The organism is Streptomyces sp. Q6 (genome assembly GCF_036967205.1).
GTDB classification, from domain to species: Bacteria; Actinomycetota; Actinomycetes; order Streptomycetales; family Streptomycetaceae; genus Streptomyces; species Streptomyces citrinus.
This window is the reverse complement of record NZ_CP146022.1, coordinates 4,667,712-4,692,835: the sequence shown is the minus strand read 5'-3', so window position 1 is coordinate 4,692,835 and position 25,124 is coordinate 4,667,712. Positions and strand designations below refer to the sequence as shown.

The following is a 25,124-nucleotide window of genomic DNA, read 5'->3' as shown; positions in this document are numbered from 1 at the left end:
ACAATACGGGCTAATCAGACAATTTCAATGAATTCCCGGATGCGCGGGCGCGGCGGCTTTTCACCCACCAGAGCAGGAATCCCGACAACACGACGAGAGCGAGCAGCGCGGCCGCCGCGATCGTGCCGCCGCCGGGGCCACCGCCGCGCGTGTCCGCCGCCGCGCCGGCCGCGGTCGGGAGCGGCGTGGGGTGCGTGGTGGGTTCGACCAGGGGGCCGCCGGTGGCGTCGATCCTGATCGGGACCACGTTGTCGCCGCGCTTCGGGTCGTTCGCCGGGCGCTTGGGGTCCTCGCGCACCTCCAGGCGGCCCTCGGCGGCGCGCACCCGCTCGACGATCCGGACCTGGAGGGTCGTCTCCCAGGTGTCGCCGGGTTCCAGGGCGCGGTCGGGATCGCAGTAGTGCGTGGTGTTCTTCCGGCCGGAGCACTCCCACTGCCATTCCAGCTCACCGTCCGGGTCCGGCGGCGGGGTCGGCTCGACGATCGTGGTGCCCTCCGGGGGCGTGACCGCCAGGTAGGCGCCGGCGACGCGGCCGGGGCCCGCGTTGTGCACGGCGACCTTCAGGTCGACCGTCTGCCCGGTCCGGCCCGTCAGGGTGCTCGTGGTCGCCCGCAGGTCGGCCGTCTGGGAGGTGCGGAGTTTCACGGTGCCCGGCTCGTACGCGTCGCCGTAGCCCCGCGCGCCGCCGTCGACCGGGCGGACCGACAGCTTCGGTCCCGTGCCGCGTGTCATGCCCTCGTCGTCGCCGGGGGCGGCTCCCATACCGGTCAGCGGGACGCCGGAGGGGTCGATCAGACGAGCCGAGTACGTGAAGGAACCGTTCAGCATCGAATCCGGTACGCCGACGCCGACCGGCCCGTCGAACGCGTAGGCCTGCCCCGGTTCGAGGGTCTCGTCGAACCGGCAGACGGCCCAGCGTTCGGGCGCGTACCGGCAATTGCTGTATTCCGTACGGAAATGCACGAAGGCGCTCTCGAACTGCACCACGAAGCCGCGGGCCGGGGAACGACCCGCGTTGCGCAGCCGCGGCGTGAAGTCGAAACTCCTCCCCGCGGTGACGGTCGTGCGGGGCTTCTCGACGCGCTCGCGCAGGTCGGGGCCCGCGACCTGGACGTCGGTCTCGAACGTGGCGTCCGCGCCGCCGGGGGCGCTGAAGGTGTAGCGGAGCGTGCCATGACTGCCCTTGGCGGCGCCCGGCGCGGCCTCGATGTAGAGGGCGTCCGGGTAGTTCCGCCCCCCGCTCGTGAGGGTGCCCAGGGCGCAGGTGAACACCTCGGTCGTCCAGGTGTGGTCGCCGCACTCGCGCCGGGTCCGCAGCCGCGCGACGCCCGCGAGGTCCGTGGCGTCGACGGTCAGCGTGACGTCGGCCTGTGACGACCGGCCCGCGCCCGGCCGCGGATCGAGCCAGACGCGGTAGCCGCCGGTCGGGCCGATGCCGCGCTGCGTGAGGTACCCGGTCCCCGGCACCTCCAGGTCGACCACCGGGTCGGCCGCTCCGGCCGCCGTGACCGGCGTACCGAGCAGCGTCGCGGCCAGGACGGCGACGACCGCGCCCCATCGGCGTAGGACCTGCATGTTCCCCCCGGAAGTCGGTGCGGCTGTCAGCTGCGCGACACGTTGCGCTCGTACACCAGGCGGAGTCCGATCAGGGTCAGCCACGGCTCGTGCTCGTCGATGACGGAGGCCTCGCCGAGGACCATGGGCGCGAGGCCGCCGGTCGCGATGACGGTGACGTCGTCCGGGTCGCTCGCGAGTTCGCGCGCCATCCGGTTCACGACGCCGTCGACCTGGCCCGCGAAGCCGTAGACGATGCCGGCCTGCATCGCCTCGACGGTGTTCTTGCCGATGACGCTGCGCGGCCGGGCCAGTTCGATCTTGCGCAGCTGGGCGCCGCGCACCCCGAGGGCCTCGACGGAGATCTCGATGCCGGGGGCGATCACGCCGCCCACGTACTCGCCGCGCGCGGAGACCGCGTCGAACGTCGTCGCCGTACCGAAGTCGACGACGATCGCCGGGCCGCCGTAGAGCTCGACGGCCGCGACCGCGTTGATGATGCGGTCCGCGCCGACCTCCTTGGGGTTGTCCATGAGGATCGGGACGCCGGTCTTGACACCGGGCTCGACCAGGACGGCGGGGACGTCGCCGTAGTAGCGGCGGGTCACCTCGCGCAGCTCGTGCAGGACGGAGGGCACGGTCGCGCAGATCGCGATGCCGTCGATGCCGTCGCCGAGTTCGTCGCCGAGCAGCGGGTGCATGCCCATCAGGCCCTGGAGCAGGACGGCGAGTTCGTCGGCGGTGCGGCGCGCGTCCGTGGAGATGCGCCAGTGCTCGATGATCTCCTCGCCGTCGAACAGGCCGAGGACCGTGTGGGTGTTGCCCACGTCGATGGTGAGCAGCATCAGAGCGCCGCCTCGCGCAGGTCGAGACCGATGTCGAGGATCGGCGAGGAGTGCGTCAGGGCCCCGACCGCGAGGAAGTCGACGCCGGTCTTCGCGTACGCCCGCGCGTTCTCCAGGGTGAGGCGGCCCGAGGACTCCAGGAGCGCGCGGCCGTCCGTGAGCGCCACGGCCTCCTCGGTCTCGCCGGGCGTGAAGTTGTCCAGGAGGATCAGGTCGGCGCCCGCGTCGAGGACCTCGCGCAGCTGGTGCAGCGTGTCGACCTCGACCTCGATCGCCAGGCCCGGGAAGCGGTCGCGCACGGCCTGGAAGGCCGCCGCGACGCCGCCCGCCGCGACGACGTGGTTGTCCTTGACCAGGGCCGCGTCCGACAGGGACATGCGGTGGTTGACGCCGCCGCCCATCCGGACCGCGTACTTCTCCAGGCTGCGCAGGCCCGGCGTCGTCTTGCGGGTGTCGCGGACCTTCGCCTTCGTCCCGTCCAGCGCGTCCGCCCACGCGCGCGTGGCCGTCGCGATGCCGGACAGGCGGCACAGCAGGTTGAGCGCGCTGCGCTCCGCGGTGAGCAGGTCGCGGGTGCGGGTGGTGACGGAGAGGAGCTTCTGCCCGGCCTCCACCGTGTCACCGTCCTCGGCGTGCCGCTCGACCTCGAACTCGTCGGTGGCCACTACGGAGATGATCGCCTCGGCGACGCGCAGGCCCGCCACGACGCCGCCCTCACGGGCCGTGAAGTCGGCGGTGGCGACGGCCTCCTCGGGGATCGTGGCGACCGTGGTGACGTCCACGCCGCCGTCGAGGTCCTCGGCGATCGCCATGTGGGCGATGTCCTCGATCTCGACCGGGTGCAGGCCCGCGTCGAGCAGGAGCTGGGCGAGCGACGGGTCGAGGCCGCACTCCATCGCGTCGTCGGCGCCCTCGGAGGCGCAGCCGCAGCCGTCGCCACAGGAGTTCGCCAGGGGGAGATCGGGGGTGGCGCTCACGTCGGTCACTGCTCCTGGGGTGTCTTTGCCGTTGCGGGGAAGTCTGCGGTCGATGTGGTGTGCGTGGCCAGAGTGCGGTCGGGATTGAGGCGTACGACGATGTGGCGGCGCCAGTCGGCGTCGTCGCGGTCGGGGTGGTCCTCGCGCCAGTGGCAGCCGCGGGTCTCCTCGCGGCGGCGCGCGGCGGCGACCAGGACGCGGGCCACGCACAGGAGGTTGGTGGCCTCCCAGGTGTCGACGCCCGGCTCGGCCGTCTTGCCGTTCTCCGCGAGGGAGTTGACCGCCTCCGCGTGGATGCGGCCCAGCTGGGCCGCGGCCTCGGCGAGGGAGTCGGCGGAGCGCAGGACGCCCGCGCCCCGCGTCATCACCCGCTGGATCGCGAAGCGGGCCTCGGCGGGCAGCAGGGGGTGGGTCGGGGTCCGCGGGTGCGCCACCGGAGCCGGCACGCGCGCGTGCAGGCCGTTCTCCGCGTACTGCCGCTGGATGTCGTCCGCGATGCGCTCCGCGTAGACCAGGCCCTCCAGAAGGGAGTTGGAGGCCAGCCGGTTCGCGCCGTGCACGCCGGTGCAGGCGACCTCGCCGCACGCGTACAGGCCCGGCACCGTGGTGCGGCCGTGCAGGTCGGTGCGGACGCCGCCGGAGGCGTAGTGCGCGGCCGGGGCGATCGGGATGGGCTCGGTGATCGGGTCCATGCCGTGCGCGCGGCAGGCGGCGAGGATCGTGGGGAAGCGCTTCTCCCACATCTCGGCGCCGAAGTGCCGCGCGTCGAGGTACATGTGCTCGGCGCCCAGCTCCTGCATGCGGCGCGTGATGCCCTTGGCGACGATGTCGCGGGGCGCGAGCTCGGCCAGTTCGTGCTGGCCCACCATGAAGCGCACGCCGTCCGCGTCCACCAGATGGGCGCCCTCGCCGCGCACGGCCTCGGAGACGAGCGGCTGCTGGCCCTCGGCGTCCGCGCCCAGGAAGAGCACGGTCGGGTGGAACTGGACGAATTCGAGGTCGCTGACCTCGGCGCCCGCGCGCAGGGCGAGCGCGACGCCGTCGCCGGTCGACACGGGCGGGTTCGTCGTCGCCGAGAAGACCTGGCCCATGCCGCCGGTCGCGAGGACCACGGCGGGGGCGAGGACGGCGCCGACGCCGTCGTGCTGGCCCTCGCCCATGACGTGCAGGGAGACGCCGGCGGTGCGCCCCTCGGCGTCCGTGAGGAGGTCCAGGACCAGCGCGTTCTCGACCGTACGGACACCGCGTGCGCGGACGGCCTCGACGAGTGCGCGGGAGATCTCCGCGCCGCTCGCGTCGCCGCCCGCGTGCGCGATGCGGCGCCGGTGGTGGCCGCCCTCGCGGGTCAGGTCGAGGGCGCCGTCGGCGGTCTCGTCGAAGCGGGCGCCGGTCTCGATGAGGCGGCGGACGGCGCCGGGGCCCTCGGTGACGAGGGTGCGCACCGCTTCCTCGTCGCACAGGCCCGCGCCCGCGACCAGGGTGTCGTCCAGGTGCTCCTCGGGGGTGTCGCCCTCGCCGAGCGCGGCCGCGATGCCGCCCTGCGCCCAGCGCGTGGAGCCGTCGTCGAGCCGGGCCTTGGTGACGACGACCGTGCGCAGGCCGGCCGCCTCGCAGCGCAGCGCCGCCGTGAGGCCCGCGACGCCGGAGCCGACGACCACGACGTCGGCCTCCAGGTTCCAGCCGGGGCTCGGGGCGGTGAGGAAGGGGCGCGCGCGGAGCTCTTCCGGCTGGTCGCCGTCGAGGGGCGGGCGTATGCCTGTGCTGGTCACAGGTGACCTCCGAAGGTCAGGGGCAGATTGTCGATCAGCCGGGTGGTGCCGACGCGCGCGGCGACGGCGAGGACGGCGTCGCCCTCGAACTCGTCGGTCACGTCGGTGAAGTCGGCCGGGTCGACCAGGGCCACGTAGTCGAGGACGACCGGCGGCGTGAGGCGCGCGGCCTCGTCGAGGACCTGGCGGGCGGCGGCCAGGACGGCCGAGGGAGCCCCGGCGCCGCCGTGGCGAGCGCGTGCGCGTCGGCGGCGGCGCGGGCCTCGCCGAGCGCGCCGAGCGCCTCGGCACGCGCGCGCGAGGTGGGGTTCTCGGCGGCACGCGCGCGCAGGGCCTCCTGTGCGGCCTGCCGGTCGCTGCCCGCGAACAGGGCGCGGGACAGGGCGAGCGCGGAGCGGCGCTCGTCCGGGGAGAGGTAGCGGTTGCGGGAGGAGAGCGCCAGGCCGTCGGCCTCGCGGACCGTGGGCACCGCCTCGATCTCCACATCGAAGTTCAGGTCGCGGACCATGCGCCGGATCAGGGCGAGCTGCTGCGCGTCCTTCTGGCCGAAGAGGGCCACGTCCGCGCGGGTGAGGTGCAGCAGCTTGGCGACCACGGTGAGCATGCCGTCGAAGTGGCCGGGGCGCGAGCCGCCTTCGAGGCGTTCGCCCATCGGGCCCGCCGTGATGCGCACGTGCGGCTGCCCGCCGGGGTAGACCTCGTCGGCCGAGGGGGCGAACACGGCGTCCGCGCCCGCCTGTTCGGCGATCTTGACGTCGGCGTCGAGGGTGCGCGGGTAGCGGTCGAGGTCCTCGCCCGCGCCGAACTGGAGCGGGTTCACGAAGACGGTGACGACGACCTCGCCGTCGGCGCCCGCGCGCTCGCGGGCCGTACGGATCAAGGTGGCGTGCCCCTCGTGGAGGGCGCCCATCGTCATGACGACGACGCGCTGCCCGCCACGCGTGCGTGCCCGCAGTTCCTCGCCCTGGTGCAGCAGCCGGGTCATCGGGTCTCCTCCGCGCCGGTCGCGAGGACACCGAGCAGGTCCTCGGCGAGCTCCGGCTTCAACAGGCCGTGCGCGAGAGCGCGGTCGGCGGTCGCGCGGGCCATCGCGAGATAGCCGGCGACGGTCTGCGGGGCGTGCTTGCGCAGCTCGCTCACGTGGGCGGCCACGGTGCCCGCGTCGCCGCGCGCGACCGGCCCGGTGAGGGCCGCGTCGCCGGACCTGAGCGCGTTGTCGAGGGCGGCGCCGAGCAGCGGGCCGAGCATCCGGTCGGGGGCGGCGACGCCCGCCGCACGGAGCAGCTCCATGGACTCGGCGACCAGGGTGACCAGGTGGTTCGCGCCGAGCGCGAGGGCCGCGTGGTAGAGCGGCCGCATCTCCTCGGCGATCCACTCGGGCTCGCCGCCCATCTCGATGACGAGGGCCTCGGCGGCGAGCCGCAGCTCCTCGGGCGCGGTGACGCCGAAGGAGCAGCCGGCCAGGCGCTGGACGTCGACGGCGGTGCCGGTGAAGGTCATCGCGGGGTGCAGCGCCAGCGGCAGGGCGCCCGCGCGCAGCAGCGGGTCGAGCACCCGGGTGCCGTACCGGCCCGAGGTGTGCACGATCAGCTGTCCTGGGCGGACGACGCCGGCCTCGGCGAAGCCCGCGACGAGCGTGGGCAGGACGTCGTCGGGGACGGTCAGGAGCACCAGTTCGGCCCGCGCGAGCACCTCGGCGGGCGGCACCAGGGGCACGTCGGGGAGCAGGGTCGCGGCCCGCCGCACCGAGGCGTCGGAGACGCCGGAGACGGCGACGGGTCGGTGCCCTGCCAGTTGCAGGGAGGCGGCGAGCGCGGGTCCGACCCGGCCCGCGCCGACGACACCCACGGTGAGACGCGCGGGGCGGTCACCGGGGTCGGTGGGCCTGAGGGGCTCAGGTCGGGGGAACTGCGAGGGTGAGGTCACTGGACGAGGGCCTTCCGTTCCAGTCCGCTCGGGGTACCGGACGATTTCTCGTCATGTTAACGCTATCTGGGCGGACGGGCCTCGGGCGTCCACAGGCTGTGGGCAAGCGCACGCGCGTGAGCCATGATCCCAGAATGACCGGAACGTACGAGAGCGACGAAAAGGCGCGGACGGCGCGGCGGATCGCGGCCTGGCGGCGCGCGGAGCGGACCCTGGCACGGCGGCCCGGCGAGGCGACGGTCGGGGAGCGACTCGCGCAGCTCGCCGAGGCGGTCGGCTCGGTGACCGACGCGGACGGCGACATCGACCTGTACGGCGGCGGGATCGTCGCCGAGCTGGAGACCAAGGTCGCGGCCCTGCTCGGCAAGGAGGCGGCCGCGTTCTTCCCGACCGGCACCATGGCGCAGCAGGTCGCCCTGCGCTGCTGGGCGGGGCGCACCGGCAACCCCACGGTGGCGCTGCACCCGCTGGGGCATCCGGAGGTCCACGAACGCGACGCCCTGACGACCCTCACCGGGCTGCGCACCGTGCACCCCACGTCGGCGGCGCGGCAGCCCACCCCCGGCGAGGTGCACGACCTGGACGAGCCGTTCGGCACGCTGATGCTCGAACTGCCGCTGCGGGACGCCGGATTCGTGCTGCCCTCCTGGGAGGAGCTGGAGGAGCTGTGCGAGGCGGCACGCGCGCGGGACGCCGTCGTGCACTTCGACGGGGCCCGGCTGTGGGAGTGCACGGAGCACTTCGGGCGCCCGCTGGACGAGATCGCGGGGCTCGCGGACAGCGTCTACGTGTCCTTCTACAAGACGCTCGGCGGACTGAGCGGCGCCGCGCTCGCGGGCCCGGCGTCGTTCATCGAGGAGGCCAGGGCCTGGCGGCACCGCTACGGGGGCCAGATCTTCCAGCAGTTCCCGCAGGTCGTCGCGGCGCTGGCCGGGATGGAGAGCGAACTGCCGCGGCTGCCGGAGTACGTGGCTCACGCGCGCGTGGTCGCCGAGGCGATGCGGGACGGCTTCGCGAAGGCCGGGGTGCCCTGGTCGCGCGTGCACCCCGAGGTGCCGCACACGCATCAGTTCCGGGTCTTCCTGCCCTACGCGGCCGACGTCCTCACGGAGGCGGCGGTGGCGCAGACGGAGGAGACGGGGACGTCGCTGTTCGGGCGCTGGTGGCCGGCGGACGAGGCGACGGGGCTCTCGCTCGTCGAGGTCACCGTCGCGGCGCCGGGCCTGGAGTGGAGTGCCGACGACGTCCGCGCGGCCGTCGCGGACTTCGTACGACGCCTGCCCTGACCGGCTGCCCTGACCGGCGGACCGGGCGCCGGGAGGCCCGGCACGCGGCGGCTCGCCGCCGGTCGGCTCAGCAACCGGCGGCGCGGCCGGAGAAGCGGCGGGCCAGGGCCGCGCGGATCCGGCCGTGTGCCGGGCGTCCGGCCAGGACCGCAGCGAACCGCTGATAGTCGCGCAGCTCGCGAACGGCGCTCCAGTCGTGCAGACCGGGCGCCGGACCCGCGGTCTCCCCGCGCTGTGCGGCGCGGTAGGCGTCGAGGGCGTACTGCTGGTTGACGGTCATCACAACCACCTCGCTCATCATCTCGATTGTCACGCCGAATGAAATAAGATGCCCTGGAATCAGCCTCTTTGCTGTGCTTCAGGGCCTATGGCTATGAGACTGCGCCCGCCGCCCGGCCCCGGTCACGTCGATTGACGGGACCCGTCAATCGACGACCCGGTTGTCGGTGGCTCCGTGCACCATGGGGTCATGAGCGTGAGCATCGACATCACGGGCCTGGCGCCCGAGCGCATTCGTGTCGTGCCCTCGCCCCTGGCCGAGATGGGCATGGCGCTGCACGCGCTGTCGGAGCCCGCGCACCACCCGGGGTTGCAGGGCTGGACGACGAGCGTGTCCACGCGCCTCGATCCGTGCCTGGCGGACCGGCTGTGCGAGGCGGACTTCCTGTGGCGCACGACGTTCTCGGACGTGTTCACCCCGGCGGCCGGGATCGCGGGCCGGCGCACGCTGCCCGGGGCCACGCTCACCGAGGAGCTCGACCTGCTCGACAAGCTCTCGGACGAGCAGTTCGTGGACGCCGCGCTGGAGTTCACCTGCCAGTCCACGTACGCGAGCCGGACCGTGGACCGGCTGGCCGACCCGCGCACCCGGGAGCGCGCCCTGGACCTCGCGGCCACGCGCGGGGTGCAGCAAGTCCGGTTCACGCAGCGCCTGCTGGACGATCCGCCCGCCATCAGGACGTGGTTCCGCGAGCTGCTCATGGAGTGCGACGAGGCGTTCTTCTCGGACGTGTGGGCGCGTGTCCAGCACCAGTTGGCGGCCGACGCCCGGCACAAGACGGAGCTGCTGCGCCGCAAGGGCCTGCGCGAGGCGCTCGGCGCGGTGTCCACGGCCGTCTCGCTCGACGAGACGGGCCGCACCATCTCCGTCGACAAGATCACGCAAGGGTTCGCGGAGACGGGCGACGGCTACCTGGTCCTCATCCCGACGAGCCTCGGCTGGCCGCACCTGTGGGTGCTGCACCGGGCCGGCTGGCAGCCCTCGATCATGTACCCGATCTCGTCACCGGGCCTCTCCGCGCCGCCCTCGGTCGAGCAGCTGACCCTGCGCATGTCGGCGCTGGCCCACCCGGTGCGGATGCGGCTGTGCCGGCACCTGGCCCGCGGCTCGTACACGACGAGCGAGCTGTCCGACGCGCACGGGATGTCGGCGCCGGAGATATCCCGGCACCTGTCGGTGCTGAAGAAGGCGGGGCTGATCACGACGCGGCGCCACGGGCGTTATATGCAGCACCAGTTGGACTTGAGCGTGGTGTCGCGGCTGGGCGGGGACTTCATCGAGGGCGTCCTGCGCTAGGGGGCGCCTCTGGGCACCCTCGGCCGTTGAACGCGCCGGGGGCGCTAGGCCCGGATGTGCCGCAGGCCCGTCCAGGCCCTGTGGACCCGGCCGGTCAGGGCGCCGCCGCGGTGCGGTGTCAGGGTCAGGCCGGACAGGACGCCGATCCGGTCCGCCGTCCTCGCCACCGTCGCCTCGTCCGTCCACAGGTGCTCGGCGAACTCCGGCTCCTTCAGGCGCTCCAGGCAGCGGGCGAGCTGCCGCTCGGCCCAGCTGTCGCCCGGAGCGGGCGCGTCCTGGCCCAGGGCGCGGCGGACGGTGTGTACGAGGCGCCGCTCCCGCAGCCGCCGCAGGACCGTCTCCCGAGAGGCGAGCAGCGTGAAGTGCCGTACGTCGTGGCCCTGTTCGCGCAGTCGGCCGAGGATCTCGTCGTGGTGCGTGAACTCCGTGAGCGTCATCGGCACGATGACATGCCCGTCGTGCCGGGTGAGGGTGAGGTCGAGGACCTCGTACACGCCCTCGCGCCACGCCTTCAAGTCCCGGAAGTCGTCGCGCAGTTCGCGCGGCAGCGTGCGGTGCAGGCCGAAGCCGATGTGCTCCGGGTCGCAGACGACGCTGCCCGGAACGCGGCGCCGGAGCTCATGGGCGGTCTGCGTCTTGCCGCCTCCGAAGGGGCCGTTGATCCAGAGGAGCATGCGCAGACCCTATGGGGTGGGGCTCAGCCCTGTCCGCCCGCTCGGACAAGTCCCGTCTCGTAGGCGAGGACGACGACCTGGACGCGGTCGCGCAGGTCCAGCTTGGTCAGGATGCGGCCCACGTGCGTCTTGACCGTGGCCTCGGACAGGACGAGCCGCGCCGCGATCTCGCCGTTCGACAAACCCTGCGCGACCAGGATCATGACCTCGCGCTCGCGCTCGGTGAGCCGCTCCAGGTGCTTGTGCTGCGGTTCCTTGGTGCTGCTGGGCAGCATCGGCGCGAACCGGTCGAGCAGGCGCCGCGTCGTGGACGGCGCGACCACCGCGTCGCCGCTGTGCACGGCGCGGATCGCGGTGAGCAGTTCGCCGGGCGGCACGTCCTTGAGCATGAACCCGGACGCGCCCGCCTTGAGCCCCGAGAACGCGTACTCGTCCAGATCGAACGTGGTCAGGATGAGGACCTTCGGCGGATTCGGGTCCGCGCAGATCCGCCGCGTCGTCTCGACCCCGTCGAGCTTCGGCATGCGTACGTCCATCAGGACCACGTCCACCGACGTCGCGCGCAGCACTTCGAGCGCCTCGACACCGTCGCCCGCCTCGGCGACGACCTCCATGTCCGGCTGGGCGGCGAGCACCATCCGGAAGCCGGTGCGCAGCAGCACCTGGTCGTCGACGAGCATGACCTTGATCGACATCGGGCGGGTCCTCACATCAGGTGGACGGCTGGTGGCGGTTCGTGGCTGGTACGTGTCAGTGGGCGGGCTTGAGAGGCAGCAGGACGCTGATACGGAATCCGCCGCCGGGGCGCGGGCCCGCGTCCAGCGTGCCGCCGACCATACCCACGCGCTCGCGCATCCCGATGAGCCCGTGCCCGCGGCCGTCGGCGCCGCCGTCCTCGTACAGCTCGTGCGGGGCGCCCTTCCCGTCGTCCTCGACGAGCAGGCCGAGCCCGTCGTCGAAGTAGACGAGGCGGACGCTCGCCCCCGCGTTCGGACCGCCGTGCTTGCGGGTGTTGGTGAGGGCTTCCTGGACGATGCGGTATGCGGTCAGCTCGACGCCGCTGGGCAGCTGGCGCGGGGTGCCCTCGACCTTGAAGTCGACCGGGAGGCCCGCCGTGCGCACCTGCTCGACGAGGTCCTCGATCTGCTCGACGTCGGGCTGCGGCACGTACTCACCGCCCTCCTCGGGCTCGCCGGTGCGCAGCACGCCGAGCAGCCGGCGCATCTCGGCGAGGGCCTGCCTGCCGGTGCCCGAGATGGTCTCCAGGGCCTTCTTGGCCTGGTCAGGCGCCTGGTCGAGGACGTAGGCGGCGCCGTCGGCCTGCACCACCATCACCGACACGTTGTGCGCGACGACGTCGTGCAGCTCGCGGGCGATACGCGCCCGCTCGGCGGCGACCGCGACCTTCGACTGGGCCTCGCGCTCCCGCTCCAGGCGGTTCGCGCGCTCCTCCAGCTGCGCCAGGTAGGCGCGGCGGGTGCGCAGCGAGTCGCCGAGGACCCAGGCGAGGGCGAAGGGCACCATCTGGAAGACGGTGACCGCGATCTGCCCCGCGCCGCTCGTCTCCTCGGTGGGCCAGCGCAGTTGGGACAGCGGCGCCGCGCACAGACCTATGGCCAGACCGAACCGGGACGCCCACTTCGCCCCGTCGGCGGCGACCGTGTAGACGATCACCAGCATCGCGAAGTCGGCCGGGTTCACCCGGGCGTCGAACACCAGCTGGCCCAGGCCCGCGGCCGCCGTGAGCAGGAGCATCCGCTCGGGCATGCGGCGGCGCAGCAGAACGACCACGGACAGCAGCGCGGCGAAGAACAGCGACGGGACGGTCGCGCGCTCCTCGACCCCCATGCCGACCAGACTCGCGCAGGAGATCCCGAAGAGGATCACGGCCCAGAAGCCGTCGACCCATGTCGGGTGTCTGCGGAGGAAGTCGTAGAGGCGCTGCACGTAACCCAGAGTAGGCAGGCGCGGGGTGCGCAGGGGTCAACCGGAGGGTCGATCCGCGCCCGGCGCGCGTACTCCCCAAGGTGGAGAGGCGTGCGCCCCCTGCGCTTAGCCTTCGGGTGTGGACGACGTACGGCAGGGCGCGGGACGCGGGTGGCGCGAGGCCATGGAGGAGGCGCTGTACGGGCCTGCCGGTTTCTATCGCAGGCCCGAGGGTCCGGCCGGGCATTTCCGCACGTCGGTGCATGCGTCGACGCTGTTCGCCGGTGCCGTCGCCGCGCTGTTGTGCCGGGTCGACGCGGCGCTCGGCGAGCCCGCCGAGCTGACGTTCGTGGACATGGCGGCGGGGCGCGGCGAGCTGATCTCCGCCGTTCTGCGCGCGCTGCCGGCGGGCGTGGCGGCACGCGCGCGTGCCTGCGCGGTGGAGAAGGCGGAGCGGCCCGCTGATCTCGACCACCGGATCGAGTGGCGGGCCGAGCCGCCCTCCGGGGTGACCGGGCTGCTGTTCGCGAACGAATGGCTCGACAACGTCCCCCTGGACGTCGTCGAGGCCGACGCGCACGGCACCGCGCGGCTGGTCCTCGTAGAGGGGGACGGGACGGAGACGCTCGCCCCCGGCCCGCTGGACGAGGTGGCGGCCCGCTGGCTGGAGACCTGGTGGCCGCCGCCGGCCGAGCCGGGGCTGCGCGCCGAGGTCGGGCTGCCCCGCGACGAGGCGTGGGCGGCGGCCGTACGCACCCTGGAGCGCGGCCTCGCGGTCGCCGTGGACTACGCGCACACGCGCGGCTCCCGGCCGTCCTTCGGCACGCTCACGGGCTTCCGGGAGGGCCGCGGGACGACACCGGTGCCCGACGGGTCCTGCGACATCACGGCCCATGTGGCGCTCGACGCGTGCGCGGCGACGCCCGGGGCCCGGCTCCTCACGCAGCGCGCCGCCCTGCACGCCCTCGGCGTCACCGGGGACCGCCCGCCCCTGTCCCTCGCGTCCCAGGACCCGGCGGCGTACGTACGGGCGCTCGCGCGGTCGGGCGAGGCCGCGGAGCTGACGGCGCGCGGCGGGCTCGGCGACTTCGCGTGGCTGGTCGAACCGGTCGGGATCGAGACGGATGGTCCGGGCGCCGGCCTCGGCGGCCTACTTGTCGATGTCGCCGACCACGAAGAACAGTGACCCGAGGATCGCGACCATGTCGGCGACCAGCGTGCCGGGCAGCAGCTCGGCCAGCGCCTGGATGTTGTTGTACGAGGCGGAACGCAGCTTGAGGCGGTACGGCGTCTTCTCGCCCTTCGAGACGAGGTAGTAGCCGTTGATACCGAGCGGGTTCTCCGTCCACGCGTACGTGTGGCCCTCGGGGGCCTTGAGGACCTTCGGGAGGCGCTGGTTGACCGGCCCCGGCGGCAGGTCGGCGAGACGGTCGAGGGCGGCGTCGGCGAGGTCGAGGGCGTTGTGGGTCTGTTCCAGAAGGCACTCGAAACGCGCCAGGCAGTCGCCTTCTTGTCGCGTGACGACCTTCAGGGTGTCCTGAAGGTCTCCATAGGCGAGGTACGGCTCGTCGCGCCGCAGGTCGAAGTCGACGCCGGAGGCGCGGGCGATCGGGCCGCTCACCCCGTACGCGTGGACCGCCTCGGCGGACAGGACGCCGACACCGCGCGTGCGGCCCCGGAAGATCTCGTTGCCGAGCACGAGCCGGTCGTAGACGTCCATCCGGGAGCGGACGTCCGCGACGGCCGCCCGCGCACGCGTGGTCCAGCCGAGCGGCAGGTCCTCCTTGAGGCCGCCGACGCGGTTGAACATGTAGTGCATGCGCCCGCCGGATACCTCCTCCATGACGGCCTGGAGTTCCTCGCGCTCACGGAAGGCATAGAAGACGGGAGTGATTCCGCCCAGTTCGAGCGGGTACGAACCCAGGAACATCAGATGGTTCAGCACACGGTTCAGCTCGGCGAGCAGCGTCCGCAGCCAGACGGCGCGCTCGGGGACCTCCATGCCCAGCATCCGTTCGACGGCGAGCACGACCCCGAGCTCGTTCGAGAAGGCGGACAGCCAGTCGTGGCGGTTGGCCAGCATCACGATCTGCCGGTAGTCCCGCGCTTCGAAGAGCTTCTCCGCACCGCGGTGCATGTAGCCGATGATCGGCTCCGCGTGCTGGATCCGCTCGCCGTCGAGCACGAGACGCAGGCGCAGCACACCGTGGGTGGAAGGGTGCTGCGGACCGATGTTGAGCACCATGTCGGTGCTCTCCGCGGCACCACCGATGCCGACCGTGGCCTGAGTCGTGGGCGTCATGGCGACAGTCTCTCCTACGTAGGGTGGGCGCATGGAAACAGGGGCGACGGGGATCACGGGGAATGCGGGGCCCGCGGACGGCGCCGAGGCGCCCTCCGACGCGGGACCCGACTGGACGGGGCTGCCACCGGGCCTGCTGAAGCTGCGCCGCCTGTTGCTGGCGATGTGGATGGTGCCGCTGGCGGTGGCGGTGGGCCTGGGGCTCGCGATCCTCGCGGGCCCGCCCTGGGCGGCGTTCGCGCTGCTGCCGCTGGCCGTGCTGGCCTGGGGCTGGCCGATGCTGGGCCGCAACTGGCGCTCGTGGCGGTACGCGGAACGCTCCGACGACCTGCTGATCAGCCGCGGCGTGCTGTGGCGTGAGGAAACGATCGTGCCGTACGGGCGCATGCAGTTGGTCGAGGTGACCTCGGGCCCGCTGGAGCGCAAGTTCGGCCTGGCCAGCCTGCAACTGCACACCGCGGCCGCGGCCAGCGACGCGACGATCCCCGGCCTGACGCCGGCCGAGGCCGAGCGGCTGCGCGACCGCCTCACCGAACTCGGCGAAGCCCGATCGGCGGGCCTGTGACGGCCTCCCGCGCCTCCGAGGGCGCGGGGGACCCGCTGGAGTCCCCGGGCACACGAGAGCGGCGCCTGCACCCCGTCACGCCCCTGCGCCGGGCGTGGGCGCCGATAGCGATCCTGCTCGGCTGGGCCGTCCACGACATGGACCAGGCGCAGCGCCAACTGGCCCGGCTGACCTCGACCACGCTCGCGATCGGCCTGGGCGTCCTCGTCCCCGCGGCGGCCCTGTACGGCTTCCTCACCTGGTGGTTCACGCACTTCGCGGTGACGGACACCGAACTGCGCATCCGGACGGGCCTGTTGTTCCGCCGCACCGCGCACATCCGGCTCGACCGCCTTCAGGCCGTCGACGTCACGCAGCCCCTCCTCGCCCGCTTCGTGGGCGTGGCCAAGCTGAAACTCGACGTGGTGGGCGCCGACAAGAAGGACGAGCTGTCCTACCTGGGCGAGAAGGAGGCGCGCGACCTCCGTGCGGAACTCCTCGCCCGCGCGGCGGGGTTCGCGCCCGAGTCGGCACGCGAGGTCGGCGAGGCACCGGCGCGGCAGATCCTGCACACACCACCGCGCACGCTCGCCGTCGCGCTGCTCCTGACGGGCGCGCCGTGGGCGATGCTGCTCGCCGCGGTCGTCGTCCCCGCGTTCCTGTGGTTCGCCACCCACAACCTGTGGACAGTGATCGCGGTCGGCGTGCCGCTGGTGGGCGGCGCGTTCACCAACAGCGCGGGCCGGTTCATCAAGGAGTACGACTGGACGGTCGCCGAGTCCCCCGACGGGCTCCGCATCGACCACGGGCTGCTCGACCGGGTGCACGAGACGGTGCCGCCGGGCCGCGTGCAGACCGTGCGCATCGTCGAACCGGTGCTGTGGCGGCGGCGCGGCTGGGTCCGCGTGGAGCTGCACGTCGCCGGGTCGTCCAACTCGGTCCTGGTCCCGGTGGCCCCGCGCGAGCAGGCCGAGGACGTCGTCGCGCGGATCCTGCCGGGGGTCGCGGTGCCCAAGCCCGCGGACTTCGTGGCACCGCCGCGGCGCGGCCACTGGTGCGTGCCGCTGTGGTGGCGGGGCTACGGCGTGGCCGTGACGGAGACGGTGTTCGCCGCACGCGCGGGGCTGCTGCAACGCCACCTCTCCCTCGTCCCGCACGCCAAGGTGCAGAGCGTGCGCCTCACCCAGGGCCCCTGGGAGCGCTACTGGGGGGTCGCCGACCTGCACCTCGACACCGGCGCCAACAAGACGGTGACGGCGCGCCTCAGGGACGTACAGGAGGCCACGGAGCTGCTGCGCGCGCAGGCGGACAGGTCGCGGACGGGCCGCAGGGACGCGCGCCCGGACCGGTGGATGGCGAAGTCGTAGCGGGGCGCACACCACGCGCGGCGCCCCTCCCCCGCCACCCGTCAGGGCATCAGGCCCGGAGGGCCGACCGCAGACCGCCCACGTCGATCTGCTCGGTCTCGTCGTGCGCGGTCAGGTCGATGACCTCGGTCGCCTCGGTCGCCTCGGCGGCCTCGGTGGTCTCCGTGGCCTCGGCGGCTTCCGTGACCTGTGGGGCTTCGGTGGCGTCCGCGGCTTTGACGGCCTGAGGGGCTTCGGTGGCCTGAGGAGCTTCGGTCCGCTCGGGCTCCTGCGCCCGGTCGCGCTCCCGCGAGGCGAGCGCCTCCTCGCCGACGACATCGGCCAGATCCGTGTTCGCCAGATCGGTGGACGCCAGGCCGGTGGACGCCAGGCCGGTGGACGCGGGCCCCGGGTTCGTCAGGTCCGTGTCCGGCTGCGCGGCGGGGGCCTGCGTGCCGAAGAAGTCGAAGCCGCCCTCAAGGCGCTTGCGTGCGGGCGCCGCGGGCACCACCGCCGCGGCGACCGGGACCGTGAAGTGGCCGGCCGCCGCCTGGGACTTCCCCGGGAATCGGTCTCCTCGGCCGCCACGGGGGCCTGGGGACGCGCGAGCCGGTCGAGCGCGGCGTTGGCGCGCAGGTACAGCGAGGGCGTGGGCGCGCCGCGGCGACCGGACGAACCGGCCGGGGGCAGCGCCTTCGCCGGGGCGGCAGCCTCTATCGCGAGCTGGCGGCGGCCTTCCAGCGCGCTGGCCCGCTCGGTCTCCGCGTTCGCGTACCGCCGCAGCAGCGCCGCGTGTTCATTGCGCAGCGCCGCCAGTTCGGACCGCTTGGCCCGCAGCTTGCCCTCCAGCTTGCCGCGCAGCTCGCGGGACTCCTCCAGGTCGCCCTCCAGCTCCGCCACGGCCTCCTCGTGCCGCCAGCGCTCGCTCGCGGCACCCCGGGTCAGATCGGCGACCTGTTTGCCCGCGAGCCGGTCCCAGCGGCGCATCACGACGGCGCCGACGACCGCGGCGGCCGCGGCGGCGGCGGTGACGCCCCGCAGCACGAGCGGATCACCGGACAGCCAGACGCCGCCCGCACAGACGAGCGGAACGCCGGCGATCACCGAGGGGGGCAGCAGGCGGTGCAGGGGTGGGGAATGGCGGTGACGTCCACGTGGCATGGCCAGAAACTTACCGCGCGTAGGCGAATCGCGAAGCCCCGCCCGGCAAATTTCGGGCACAGGCGTCACACATTCCACCGAACTCCCGTCAGATGACGCCTAGTTACTCGCATCACCACTCATATCCACCCCGGTCACGACCAAGATCACTTACCGATGAGCCCCTTGGACTCCAGGTACTCCTTCGCCACATCGGCTTCCTTCTGGCGCTCGGCGTCGACCTTGCGGTTCAACTCGACGAGATCGTCGGTCGTGAGCGTCTTGGTCAACTTCCCGAGGGCGTCGGCTATCCCCGCATCGCCCGCGTCCTTCGCATTCACAACCGGAATGATGTTGTCCGCGTTCTGGAGCTTCTTGTCGTCCTCCAGCAGGACGAGGCCGTAGTTCTTCAGCGTCGCGTCGGTCGTGGTGGTCAGGACCAGCTGGTCCGTGCCGTTCTTCACGGCCTGCTTGGCCTGCGTGGTGCCTACGCCCTTGGGGTCGATGCCCGTGACGTCGATGCCGTACGTCTTCTTCAGACCCGGAGCGCAGAAGGGGCGCTCCTCGCATTCGTCACCGGCCGCGATCTTCACCTTCTGACCCGAGGAACCGAGATCCGAAAGGGTCTTGAGGTTGTGCTTCTTCGCGAAGTCCTCGCTCACCGCGAACGCGTTCTGGTCGACGGCCTCTCCGGCGTCCAGAACCTTCAGACCTTCCGGCTCGGCGAGCTTGCGCAGTGCCGTCACGGTGGCGTCGACATCGCTGGAGGCGACGGCCTTCGCGTCGGCGCCGTTCTTCTTCAGGTTGAGGAATTCGGCGAGCGTCGCCGCGTATTCGGGCACCACGTCGATGGCGCCCTTGGCGAGCTGCGGTTCATAGATCTCGCGGTTCTTCACGGTCTTGACCGAGGCGTCATAGCCGGCGTCGTCCAATATCTGCCGGTACAGCTCACCGAGCACCTTGGCCTCGGTGAAACTCGCGGCGCCGACGACGACCTTGCCCTTTCCGCCGCCACCACCCGAACCGCCCGAATCGTCCTTGCCCTCAAGGCTGTCGCCGCCGCACGCGGTGAGTCCCGCGGTCAGTGCGCCCGCCGCCACGACCGCCAGGGCCATTCGACGCGTCCTGCTGTTCATCGCTCTCCTAGTTGCGCTGAGTGCACCGATTGCACGGGTTGAACGGGTTGAACGGGTTCCACGGGTTGAACGGGTGGAACGGAATCGAGGCGTGGCCCGGATCGACGGGGTCGGACGCGCCGCCACCGCGATCAGGCCCGTCCCCGCATCGGGTCGAGCAGCCGCCCCACCGCCACGAACACCACTTCCACGAGCAGCGCGAGCGCGGCCACGAGCACGGCGCCCGCGACGACCTGGGGCGTGTCCTGGAGGTTGAACCCGGCGGTGATGATCCGCCCGAGCCCGCCCTCCCCGGCCATCGCGGCCAGCGTCGCCGTCGCGATCACCTGGACCGCCGCCGAACGCAGCCCGGTCATCACCAGCGGGTACGCCAGCGGAAGCTCGACCCGGGCGAAGACCTGGCCGCCGCTCATGCCCATCCCTCGCGCGGCCTCCACCACCGACCGGTCGACCTCGCGCATGCCCACGTACGCGTTGGTCAGCAGCGGCGGCACCGCGAAGAGCACCAGCGCGATCAGCGTCGGGACGTCTCCGTGCCGGCCGAGCGGAGTGAGGGTCAGCAGCACCAGGACGGCGAGCGTCGGTACGGCACGGCCCACGTTCGAGAGGTTGATCGCGAGCGTGCCGCCCCGGCCGATGTGGCCGAGCCAGAGCGCGAGCGGCAGCGCGATGAGGCAGGCGACGCCGAGCGCGACACCGCTGAAGTACAGGTGCTCGGCGAGGCGGTGCCACACCCCCTTCTCGCCCTGCCAGTTGGCCCCCGTCGTCAGCCACTCGTACGCGCCCGATATCGCGCTCATGCCACCTTCTCCGGCGTCTCCCGCGCCTCGGCGGCGCCCGCGGCCTTGCGTATGCGGGTCCCGCGCGAGGCCCGTCCTGCCGCCACCCGCGTCCACGGCGTCAGCCACCGCTGGACGCCGAGCAGCAGCAGGTCGGCGAGGATCGCGAGGACCACGCAGAGCACCGAAGCGGTCAGCACCTGCGCCTTGAAGTCACTGTCGAGCCCGTCGAGGATCAGCGTGCCGAGGCCGCCGTAGTCGACGATCGCGCCGACCGTCGTCAGGGCCACCGTGGACACCGTGGCGATACGGACCCCGGCCAGCAACGCCGGGAGCGCCAAGGGAAGCTCGACCTCCCACAGCAGCCGCAGCGGCCCGTACCCCATGCCTCGCGCGGCCTCCGTGGCCTCCTCGGGCACCGCCTGGAGTCCCGCCAATATGTTGCGCACGAGAATCGTCAGCGAATACAGGACGAGCCCCGTGATCACCAACGTCACCGAAAGACCGAACAGGGGCAGCAGCAGCGAGAACATCGCGAGCGAGGGAATCGAATAGAACACGGTGGTCACACCGAGCACCGGCCCCGCGAAGGCGCGCCTGCGCCGTGCGAGCAGCGCGAGCGGCAGGGATATCAGCACGCCGATCGCGACCGACGCGGCCGTGATGCCGACATGCTGGACGGTGGCGTCGACCAATTCCTGGCTGCGGCTGCGCAGATACTCCCCGCACACCCAGTCATTGGCCACCAGGCAGTTCTGCTCGCTCACCCCGCCCCACCTCCCCCGGATCCCCGAACGTATGCCAGGCACCCGTACACACGCACACAGGTTTCCGACTGCCGACGACCCTAGCCGCCGCCACTGACAATGGCCGATACCCGCCCCCGCACCGCAACACTGCCTTTACACAACTGCCTTGTACGGCTGTCCCCAACACGGAGCCGGCCCGGCAGAATGGGGTCTCATGATCCGGTTCGAGCACGTCAGCAAGCGATACGCGGACGGCACCACCGCCGTCGACGACCTGTCCTTCGAGGTGGCCGAGGGTGAACTGGTCACGCTCGTCGGCCCCTCGGGCTGTGGCAAGACCACGACGATGAAGATGGTGAACCGGCTCATCGAACCCACCGAGGGCCGGATATTCCTCGACGGCGACGACATATCCACGATCGATCCGGTGCGGCTCCGGCGCCGTATCGGCTATGTCATCCAGCAGGTGGGCCTCTTCCCGCACAAGACGGTGCTCGACAACACCGCGACCGTGCCGCACCTGCTCGGCGTCAAGCGCGCCAAGGCCCGTGAGCGCGCCGCCGAGCTGCTCGACCTGGTGGGCCTCGACCCGGCGGTCTTCGGCGACCGGTACCCCGAGCAGCTCTCCGGCGGCCAGCGGCAGCGCGTGGGCGTGGCACGGGCGCTGGCGGCCGACCCGCCGGTCCTCCTGATGGACGAGCCGTTCGGCGCCGTCGACCCGGTCGTGCGCGACCACCTCCAGACCGAGTTCCTGCGCCTGCAACAGACGCTCGGCAAGACGGTCCTGTTCGTCACGCACGACATCGAGGAAGCCGTCCGCCTCGGCGACCGGATCGCCGTCTACGGGGCGGGCCGCATCGAGCAGTACGACACCCCGTCGGCCGTCCTGGGCGCCCCCGCCACCGACTACGTGGCCGATTTCGTCGGCGCCGACCGCGGACTCAAGCGCCTGTCGGTCACCCCGATCGAGGAGGACGACCTGGAGCAGCCGCCGGTCGTGCACCTCGACGACCCGCTGCCCCGGGAGCTCGACGCCCGCTGGGCCGTCGTCCTCGACCACGAGAACAACCTGCACGGCTGGATCTCCGCCGAGCACGCGCGCGTGGCCGCCAAGAAGGGCGACACCGTACGCGACCACGCACGCCGCATGGAGGCGTGGCTGCCGGTGGGCGCCTCGCTCAAGCAGGCGTTCGCGACGATGCTCCAGCACGACGCGGGCTGGATCGCGGTCATCGACGAGCGCAGCGAGGGCCGCTTCCTCGGCGTCCTGACCCCCGCCCGGCTGCACGAGGCGCTGCGCCGCTCCACCACGGCCGACGCCCGCGACATCCCGCGCGCGGACGTCGAGTTGGAGACCGTGGAACCGCTCGTCAGGTAAGGCGCTCGCTGAGCCACGCGAGCGTCGCGGGGATCTCCCGGCGCCACGTGTTGAAGTTGTGCCCACCGCTGTCGAGGATGATCGACGACACGCGCGTGGGCGCCTTCACGTGCGCGATGAACTTCCGCGTGCTGCGGTAGTTCCGCTCGCCCTGCCTGCTGCTGGTGACCAGGAGGGACGTCGCGGGCGGCGGCAGACGGTCCAGGCACCACATCAGGTCCGCCCGGTTCTCCGCCTCCCGGTCCCCGTGGAAGAGGTCACCGGTCGTCGGGTCCGACGGCGCCTTGTAGTACGCGGACAGACCGGCCGCCGCACCGTAGACGTCGGGGTGGTGCAGGGCCATCTTCAGGGCGCAGTAACCGCCGGTGGAGTCGCCGACGATGCCCCACTTCCCCGCGGTCCTGTAGTGGCGGCTCATCTCCTCGGGCAGGTCCGCGGCGAAGAACGTCTCCGCCTTCGGCCCGCCCGGCACGTCCACGCACTCGGTGTCGCGCGGCGGCGCCACGGTCGGCCGCATCATCACGAGGATCATCGGCCGCATCACGCCGGCCGCGGCCTGCGCCCGCGCGGTCCGCGGGTAGTGCAGCCGCTCGACGAGCGCCTCGGCGGTACCGGGATAGCCGGTCAGCACGACGGCCGCGGGGAACCTCGTACGGGCGTACCGCGCCTGGAAGTACTCCGACGGCACATAGACGTACGCGGACGCCGCGATGCGCGACGTCCGGCCGACGACGTCGACCTTCTGCACCTGTCCGCCCACGGCGGGCCGCGTCTCCCCGCGCCCGGTCGCGTCCTGCCGCGACACCAGGTGCACGGGCCCGCGCCGCGCCGCCGTGTCGTGGTCCGTCACCACGCCCTGGCCCCGCTCCTGGCCGAAGAGGTCGGCCCAGGTCGCGTAGAACCCGAAGGCCTGGTTCACGGCGAGGCCGACCGCGACGAAGATCGCCACCTGCGTCGCGAGCAGCAGCCCCACACGCCCGGTGACGGACCGCCAGGAACGGTGCGCCAGCCGCGGCCAGAGCACGACCGTGCCCAGGAAGAGCGCCACGGCGAACAGCACCGCGAGGACGAGCACTTGATGACTGGTGAGATCCACGGGACGCCCTTTCCCCACCCTTTGCGGTTCTTTTCCGGCCGGGAGTGAACCCGGTTCGCCGCCGCCTCGTCCTAGAGGGCGCAAGTCGCGGATGCCGGAAATGGCCCCGCGTTCACGTTTCTCGCGGAACTACGGGAATGCGATGTTCGTCAGGATAGATGCGGAAAGTTCGCGAGGGGTTCCGAGCCGGATGCGGCGCATGACGCGCGGTCCGCGACCGGAGTCCGTACCCGCCCTGATCGCCAGAGCCTGCGTTCTGGTCGGCTTCCTGGACATCGCGGCCGGTGTCTTCCCGCGGTTCCGGCACAGCCGGATGCACACCCTCGCCGAAGTGCTGCCGGGCGCGCTCGGCCCGTTCGCCGCGGCCCTCGCGCTGAGCAGCGGCGTCCTGCTGCTCCTGCTCGCGCACGGCCTGCGCCGCCGCAAGCGGCGCGCCTGGCGGGCGGCCGTGGTGCTGCTGCCGTTCGGCGCCTGCGCCCAGTTCGCGTACCGGCACTCCCTCACGGGCGTCGTCATCCCGCTGGTCCTGCTGTGGCTCCTGGCCCGGCACCGCGACCAGTTCGACGCGCTGCCCGACCCGCGCAGCCGCTGGCGCGCACTCGCCAACTTCGTCCTGATGAGCGCCGGTTCGGTCCTGATCGGCCTGGCCATCGTCAGCGTCCACCCGAACAAGCTCGTCGGCAGCCCGAGCCTCGCCGACCGCCTGGAGCACGTCCTGTACGGGCTCCTCGGCCTCGACGGACCCCTCGACTACGCGGGCCGCACCTCCCACACGGTCGCCCTCTCGCTCGGCGCCCTCGGCATGGTGACGGCGCTGACCACGGTCTACCTCGCGTTCCGGCCCGAGCATCCGGCCGCGCGCCTCACCTCGGACGACGAGGCCCGCCTGCGCGCCCTCCTCGACAAGCACGGCGCACGCGACTCGCTCGGCCACTTCGCGCTCCGCCGCGACAAGGGGGTCGTCTTCTCCCCGAGCGGCAAAGCGGCCGTCTGCTACCGCGTCGTCTCCGGGGTGATGCTCGCCGGCGGCGACCCCGTGGGGGACGTGGAGGCGTGGCCCGGCGCCATCGAGCGCTTCATGGACGAGGCCCGCGCCCACTCCTGGACCCCGGCCGTCATGGGCTGCTCCGAGACGGGCGGCGAGGTGTGGACCCGCGAGACCGGCCTCGACGCGCTCGAACTGGGCGACGAGGCGGTGGTGGACGTCGCGGATTTCTCCCTGACCGGGCGTGCGATGCGCAACGTACGCCAGATGGTCAAGCGCATCGAGCGCGCCGGTTACGAGACGCGGGTGCGGCGCGTCCGTGACCTCTCCCCCGGTGAACTGGCCCGCGTCCGCCACGCCGTCGACCACTGGCGCGGCACCGACACCGAGCGCGGCTTCTCCATGGCGCTCGGCCGCATCGGCGACGAGGCGGACGGCGCCTGTCTGATCGCGACGGCCTACAAGAGCGGCCCGCCCGCACAGGACCGGACGGCGGCACAGGCCCGGACGACCGCCCAGGACCAGACGATCACCCAGGCCCGGACGGCGGCACAGGACCGGACGACCGCACAAGACCGGACGACCGACCCGGGGCAGACTCCGAGCCCTTACGGAGACCTCAAAGCGGTCCTCCACTTCGTCCCCTGGGGCACGGACGGCGTCTCCCTCGACCTGATGCGCCGCGACCGCTCCGCCGACCCCGGCCTGAACGAACTGCTCATCGTGGCCGCCCTCCAGGCCGCCCCGAAGCTCGGCATCACCCATGTCTCGCTCAACTTCGCGATGTTCCGCGCGGCGCTCGCCCGCGGCGAGAAGATCGGCGCAGGACCGGTCCTGCGCGCCTGGCGCGGCCTCCTGGTGTTCCTCTCCCGCTGGTTCCAGATCGAGTCGCTCTACCGGTTCAACGCCAAGTTCCGCCCCCGCTGGGAACCCCGCTTCGTGGTCTACCGCTCCTCGAAGGACCTCCCGAGGATCGGCTGGGCGGCGATGCGGGCCGAGGGCTTCGTGACCCTGCGCCTGCCGCGCCCGCTGCGCCACCGGGCCCCCGAGCCCCGCCCGTGCGCCCACGACCGCCGGGAGCGGGAGGTGCGGACGGCATAGCGCCGCGGGGGCGGCGCGGGCATCCCTCCCGCGG

At 72.7% G+C, this 25,124-nt stretch carries 21 protein-coding genes and 2 pseudogenes; 7 read left to right on the top strand and 16 right to left on the bottom strand.

The window, feature by feature from the left end; genetic code table 11:
* Positions 1 to 10: 10 nt before the first annotated feature.
* The 6 genes and pseudogenes from V2W30_RS21985 to V2W30_RS21960 form a co-directional block, all read right to left on the bottom strand.
* Positions 11 to 1,576, bottom strand: a complete 1,566-nt coding sequence (locus V2W30_RS21985) for a hypothetical protein (protein WP_338698967.1) — start codon at positions 1,574 to 1,576, stop codon at positions 11 to 13.
* A gap of 26 nt (positions 1,577 to 1,602) precedes the next feature.
* A complete protein-coding gene (locus tag V2W30_RS21980) occupies positions 1,603 to 2,400 on the bottom strand; it encodes a type III pantothenate kinase (RefSeq protein ID WP_338698965.1) in 798 nt (265 codons plus the stop codon).
* Complete coding sequence (gene nadC, locus V2W30_RS21975) at positions 2,400 to 3,386, bottom strand: carboxylating nicotinate-nucleotide diphosphorylase (protein ID WP_338698964.1); 987 nt, start codon at positions 3,384 to 3,386, stop codon at positions 2,400 to 2,402. The genes V2W30_RS21980 and nadC overlap by 1 nt, the downstream gene beginning before the upstream one ends.
* The gene (locus tag V2W30_RS21970) at positions 3,383 to 5,146 is read right to left on the bottom strand and encodes an L-aspartate oxidase (RefSeq protein ID WP_425244579.1); all 1,764 of its coding nucleotides are present in this window, start codon (positions 5,144 to 5,146) and stop codon (positions 3,383 to 3,385) included. Before V2W30_RS21970 ends, nadC begins: the two co-directional genes overlap by 4 nt.
* A pseudogene (gene panC, locus V2W30_RS21965) lies at positions 5,143 to 6,131 on the bottom strand (pantoate--beta-alanine ligase). Before panC ends, V2W30_RS21970 begins: the two are co-directional and overlap by 4 nt.
* Positions 6,128 to 7,072, bottom strand: a complete 945-nt coding sequence (locus V2W30_RS21960) for a Rossmann-like and DUF2520 domain-containing protein (protein WP_425244578.1) — start codon at positions 7,070 to 7,072, stop codon at positions 6,128 to 6,130. The pseudogene panC and the gene V2W30_RS21960 overlap by 4 nt, the downstream one beginning before the upstream one ends.
* A 134-nt stretch (positions 7,073 to 7,206) precedes the next feature.
* Between V2W30_RS21960 and V2W30_RS21955 the strand changes: the two genes are divergently transcribed.
* Positions 7,207 to 8,358: a threonine aldolase family protein gene (locus tag V2W30_RS21955; protein WP_338698962.1), complete on the top strand. Its 1,152-nt coding sequence runs from the start codon at positions 7,207 to 7,209 to the stop codon at positions 8,356 to 8,358.
* 67 nt (positions 8,359 to 8,425) lie between these two features.
* On the opposite strand, the gene V2W30_RS21950 is transcribed toward V2W30_RS21955, so the two are convergent.
* Positions 8,426 to 8,638, bottom strand: coding sequence for a hypothetical protein (locus V2W30_RS21950; protein WP_338698961.1), 213 nt, complete (start codon positions 8,636 to 8,638; stop codon positions 8,426 to 8,428).
* 189 nt (positions 8,639 to 8,827) lie between these two features.
* On the opposite strand from V2W30_RS21950, the gene V2W30_RS21945 reads away from it, so the two are divergent.
* Positions 8,828 to 9,934: a DUF5937 family protein gene (locus tag V2W30_RS21945; RefSeq protein WP_338698960.1), complete on the top strand. Its 1,107-nt coding sequence runs from the start codon at positions 8,828 to 8,830 to the stop codon at positions 9,932 to 9,934.
* A 44-nt stretch (positions 9,935 to 9,978) separates the two neighbouring features.
* Here the strand turns inward: V2W30_RS21945 and V2W30_RS21940 are convergent, their stop codons facing one another.
* The 3 genes from V2W30_RS21940 to V2W30_RS21930 are packed head-to-tail and all read right to left on the bottom strand — an operon-like array spanning position 9,979 to position 12,555.
* A complete protein-coding gene (locus V2W30_RS21940) occupies positions 9,979 to 10,608 on the bottom strand; it encodes an AAA family ATPase (protein WP_338698958.1) in 630 nt (209 codons plus the stop codon).
* A 23-nt stretch (positions 10,609 to 10,631) separates the two neighbouring features.
* Entirely contained in the window at positions 10,632 to 11,303 is a 672-nt protein-coding gene (locus V2W30_RS21935; RefSeq protein WP_338698956.1) for a response regulator transcription factor, read from the bottom strand.
* A 55-nt stretch (positions 11,304 to 11,358) separates the two neighbouring features.
* Positions 11,359 to 12,555 carry a sensor histidine kinase gene (locus V2W30_RS21930; protein ID WP_338698954.1) on the bottom strand — a complete coding sequence of 399 codons (1,197 nt, stop codon included), beginning with the start codon at positions 12,553 to 12,555 and terminating at the stop codon, positions 11,359 to 11,361.
* 163 nt (positions 12,556 to 12,718) lie between these two features.
* On the opposite strand from V2W30_RS21930, the gene V2W30_RS21925 reads away from it, so the two are divergent.
* Positions 12,719 to 13,720, top strand: coding sequence for an SAM-dependent methyltransferase (locus tag V2W30_RS21925; RefSeq protein WP_338703719.1), 1,002 nt, complete (start codon positions 12,719 to 12,721; stop codon positions 13,718 to 13,720).
* Here V2W30_RS21925 and V2W30_RS21920 read toward each other — a convergent pair.
* Positions 13,685 to 14,836 (bottom strand): NADH-quinone oxidoreductase subunit D, encoded by a 1,152-nt coding sequence (locus tag V2W30_RS21920; protein ID WP_338698952.1) that lies wholly within the window; start codon positions 14,834 to 14,836, stop codon positions 13,685 to 13,687. The two genes, V2W30_RS21925 and V2W30_RS21920, sit on opposite strands and share 36 nt — an antisense overlap.
* Before the next feature lie 31 nt (positions 14,837 to 14,867).
* Here V2W30_RS21920 and V2W30_RS21915 point away from each other — a divergent pair, with 31 nt between their 5' ends.
* Both V2W30_RS21915 and V2W30_RS21910 read left to right on the top strand, forming a co-directional pair.
* Positions 14,868 to 15,401, top strand: a complete 534-nt coding sequence (locus V2W30_RS21915) for a PH domain-containing protein (protein WP_338698950.1) — start codon at positions 14,868 to 14,870, stop codon at positions 15,399 to 15,401.
* A complete protein-coding gene (locus V2W30_RS21910) occupies positions 15,398 to 16,747 on the top strand; it encodes a PH domain-containing protein (protein ID WP_338698948.1) in 1,350 nt (449 codons plus the stop codon). The genes V2W30_RS21915 and V2W30_RS21910 overlap by 4 nt, the downstream gene beginning before the upstream one ends.
* Positions 16,748 to 16,796: 49 nt before the next feature.
* On the opposite strand, the pseudogene V2W30_RS21905 reads toward V2W30_RS21910, so the two are convergent.
* The 4 genes and pseudogenes from V2W30_RS21905 to V2W30_RS21890 all read right to left on the bottom strand — a co-directional run bounded on the left by V2W30_RS21905 (position 16,797) and on the right by V2W30_RS21890 (position 20,548).
* A pseudogene (locus tag V2W30_RS21905) lies at positions 16,797 to 17,887 on the bottom strand (hypothetical protein).
* 146 nt (positions 17,888 to 18,033) lie between these two features.
* Complete coding sequence (locus V2W30_RS21900; RefSeq protein WP_338698946.1) at positions 18,034 to 19,002, bottom strand: ABC transporter substrate-binding protein; 969 nt, start codon at positions 19,000 to 19,002, stop codon at positions 18,034 to 18,036.
* A gap of 131 nt (positions 19,003 to 19,133) precedes the next feature.
* A complete protein-coding gene (locus V2W30_RS21895; RefSeq protein WP_338698944.1) occupies positions 19,134 to 19,802 on the bottom strand; it encodes an ABC transporter permease in 669 nt (222 codons plus the stop codon).
* The gene (locus V2W30_RS21890) at positions 19,799 to 20,548 is read right to left on the bottom strand and encodes an ABC transporter permease (protein WP_338698943.1); all 750 of its coding nucleotides are present in this window, start codon (positions 20,546 to 20,548) and stop codon (positions 19,799 to 19,801) included. The genes V2W30_RS21895 and V2W30_RS21890 overlap by 4 nt, the downstream gene beginning before the upstream one ends.
* A gap of 196 nt (positions 20,549 to 20,744) precedes the next feature.
* On the opposite strand from V2W30_RS21890, the gene V2W30_RS21885 reads away from it, so the two are divergent.
* Positions 20,745 to 21,908, top strand: a complete 1,164-nt coding sequence (locus V2W30_RS21885) for a betaine/proline/choline family ABC transporter ATP-binding protein (protein WP_338698941.1) — start codon at positions 20,745 to 20,747, stop codon at positions 21,906 to 21,908.
* On the opposite strand, the gene V2W30_RS21880 is transcribed toward V2W30_RS21885, so the two are convergent.
* Entirely contained in the window at positions 21,901 to 23,004 is a 1,104-nt protein-coding gene (locus tag V2W30_RS21880) for an alpha/beta hydrolase (protein ID WP_338698939.1), read from the bottom strand. The two genes, V2W30_RS21885 and V2W30_RS21880, sit on opposite strands and share 8 nt — an antisense overlap.
* A 199-nt stretch (positions 23,005 to 23,203) precedes the next feature.
* Here V2W30_RS21880 and V2W30_RS21875 point away from each other — a divergent pair, with 199 nt between their 5' ends.
* Complete coding sequence (locus V2W30_RS21875; protein ID WP_425244577.1) at positions 23,204 to 25,090, top strand: phosphatidylglycerol lysyltransferase domain-containing protein; 1,887 nt, start codon at positions 23,204 to 23,206, stop codon at positions 25,088 to 25,090.
* The last annotated feature ends 34 nt before the right edge of the window (positions 25,091 to 25,124 follow it).

Bases quoted from the DNA above. Each gene is read 5' to 3' on its own strand.
- V2W30_RS21985 (WP_338698967.1), bottom strand. From the start codon at position 1,576: ATGCAGGTCCTACGCCGATGGGGCGCGGTCGTCGCCGTCCTGGCCGCG.
- V2W30_RS21980 (WP_338698965.1), bottom strand. From the start codon at position 2,400: ATGCTGCTCACCATCGACGTGGGCAACACCCACACGGTCCTCGGCCTG.
- V2W30_RS21955 (WP_338698962.1), top strand. From the start codon at position 7,207: ATGACCGGAACGTACGAGAGCGACGAAAAGGCGCGGACGGCGCGGCGG.
- V2W30_RS21950 (WP_338698961.1), bottom strand. From the start codon at position 8,638: ATGACCGTCAACCAGCAGTACGCCCTCGACGCCTACCGCGCCGCACAG.
- V2W30_RS21945 (WP_338698960.1), top strand. From the start codon at position 8,828: ATGAGCGTGAGCATCGACATCACGGGCCTGGCGCCCGAGCGCATTCGT.
- V2W30_RS21940 (WP_338698958.1), bottom strand. From the start codon at position 10,608: ATGCTCCTCTGGATCAACGGCCCCTTCGGAGGCGGCAAGACGCAGACC.
- V2W30_RS21935 (WP_338698956.1), bottom strand. From the start codon at position 11,303: ATGTCGATCAAGGTCATGCTCGTCGACGACCAGGTGCTGCTGCGCACC.
- V2W30_RS21925 (WP_338703719.1), top strand. From the start codon at position 12,719: ATGGAGGAGGCGCTGTACGGGCCTGCCGGTTTCTATCGCAGGCCCGAG.
- V2W30_RS21920 (WP_338698952.1), bottom strand. From the start codon at position 14,836: ATGACGCCCACGACTCAGGCCACGGTCGGCATCGGTGGTGCCGCGGAG.
- V2W30_RS21915 (WP_338698950.1), top strand. From the start codon at position 14,868: ATGGAAACAGGGGCGACGGGGATCACGGGGAATGCGGGGCCCGCGGAC.
- V2W30_RS21900 (WP_338698946.1), bottom strand. From the start codon at position 19,002: ATGAACAGCAGGACGCGTCGAATGGCCCTGGCGGTCGTGGCGGCGGGC.
- V2W30_RS21895 (WP_338698944.1), bottom strand. From the start codon at position 19,802: ATGAGCGCGATATCGGGCGCGTACGAGTGGCTGACGACGGGGGCCAAC.
- V2W30_RS21885 (WP_338698941.1), top strand. From the start codon at position 20,745: ATGATCCGGTTCGAGCACGTCAGCAAGCGATACGCGGACGGCACCACC.
- V2W30_RS21875 (WP_425244577.1), top strand. From the start codon at position 23,204: ATGACGCGCGGTCCGCGACCGGAGTCCGTACCCGCCCTGATCGCCAGA.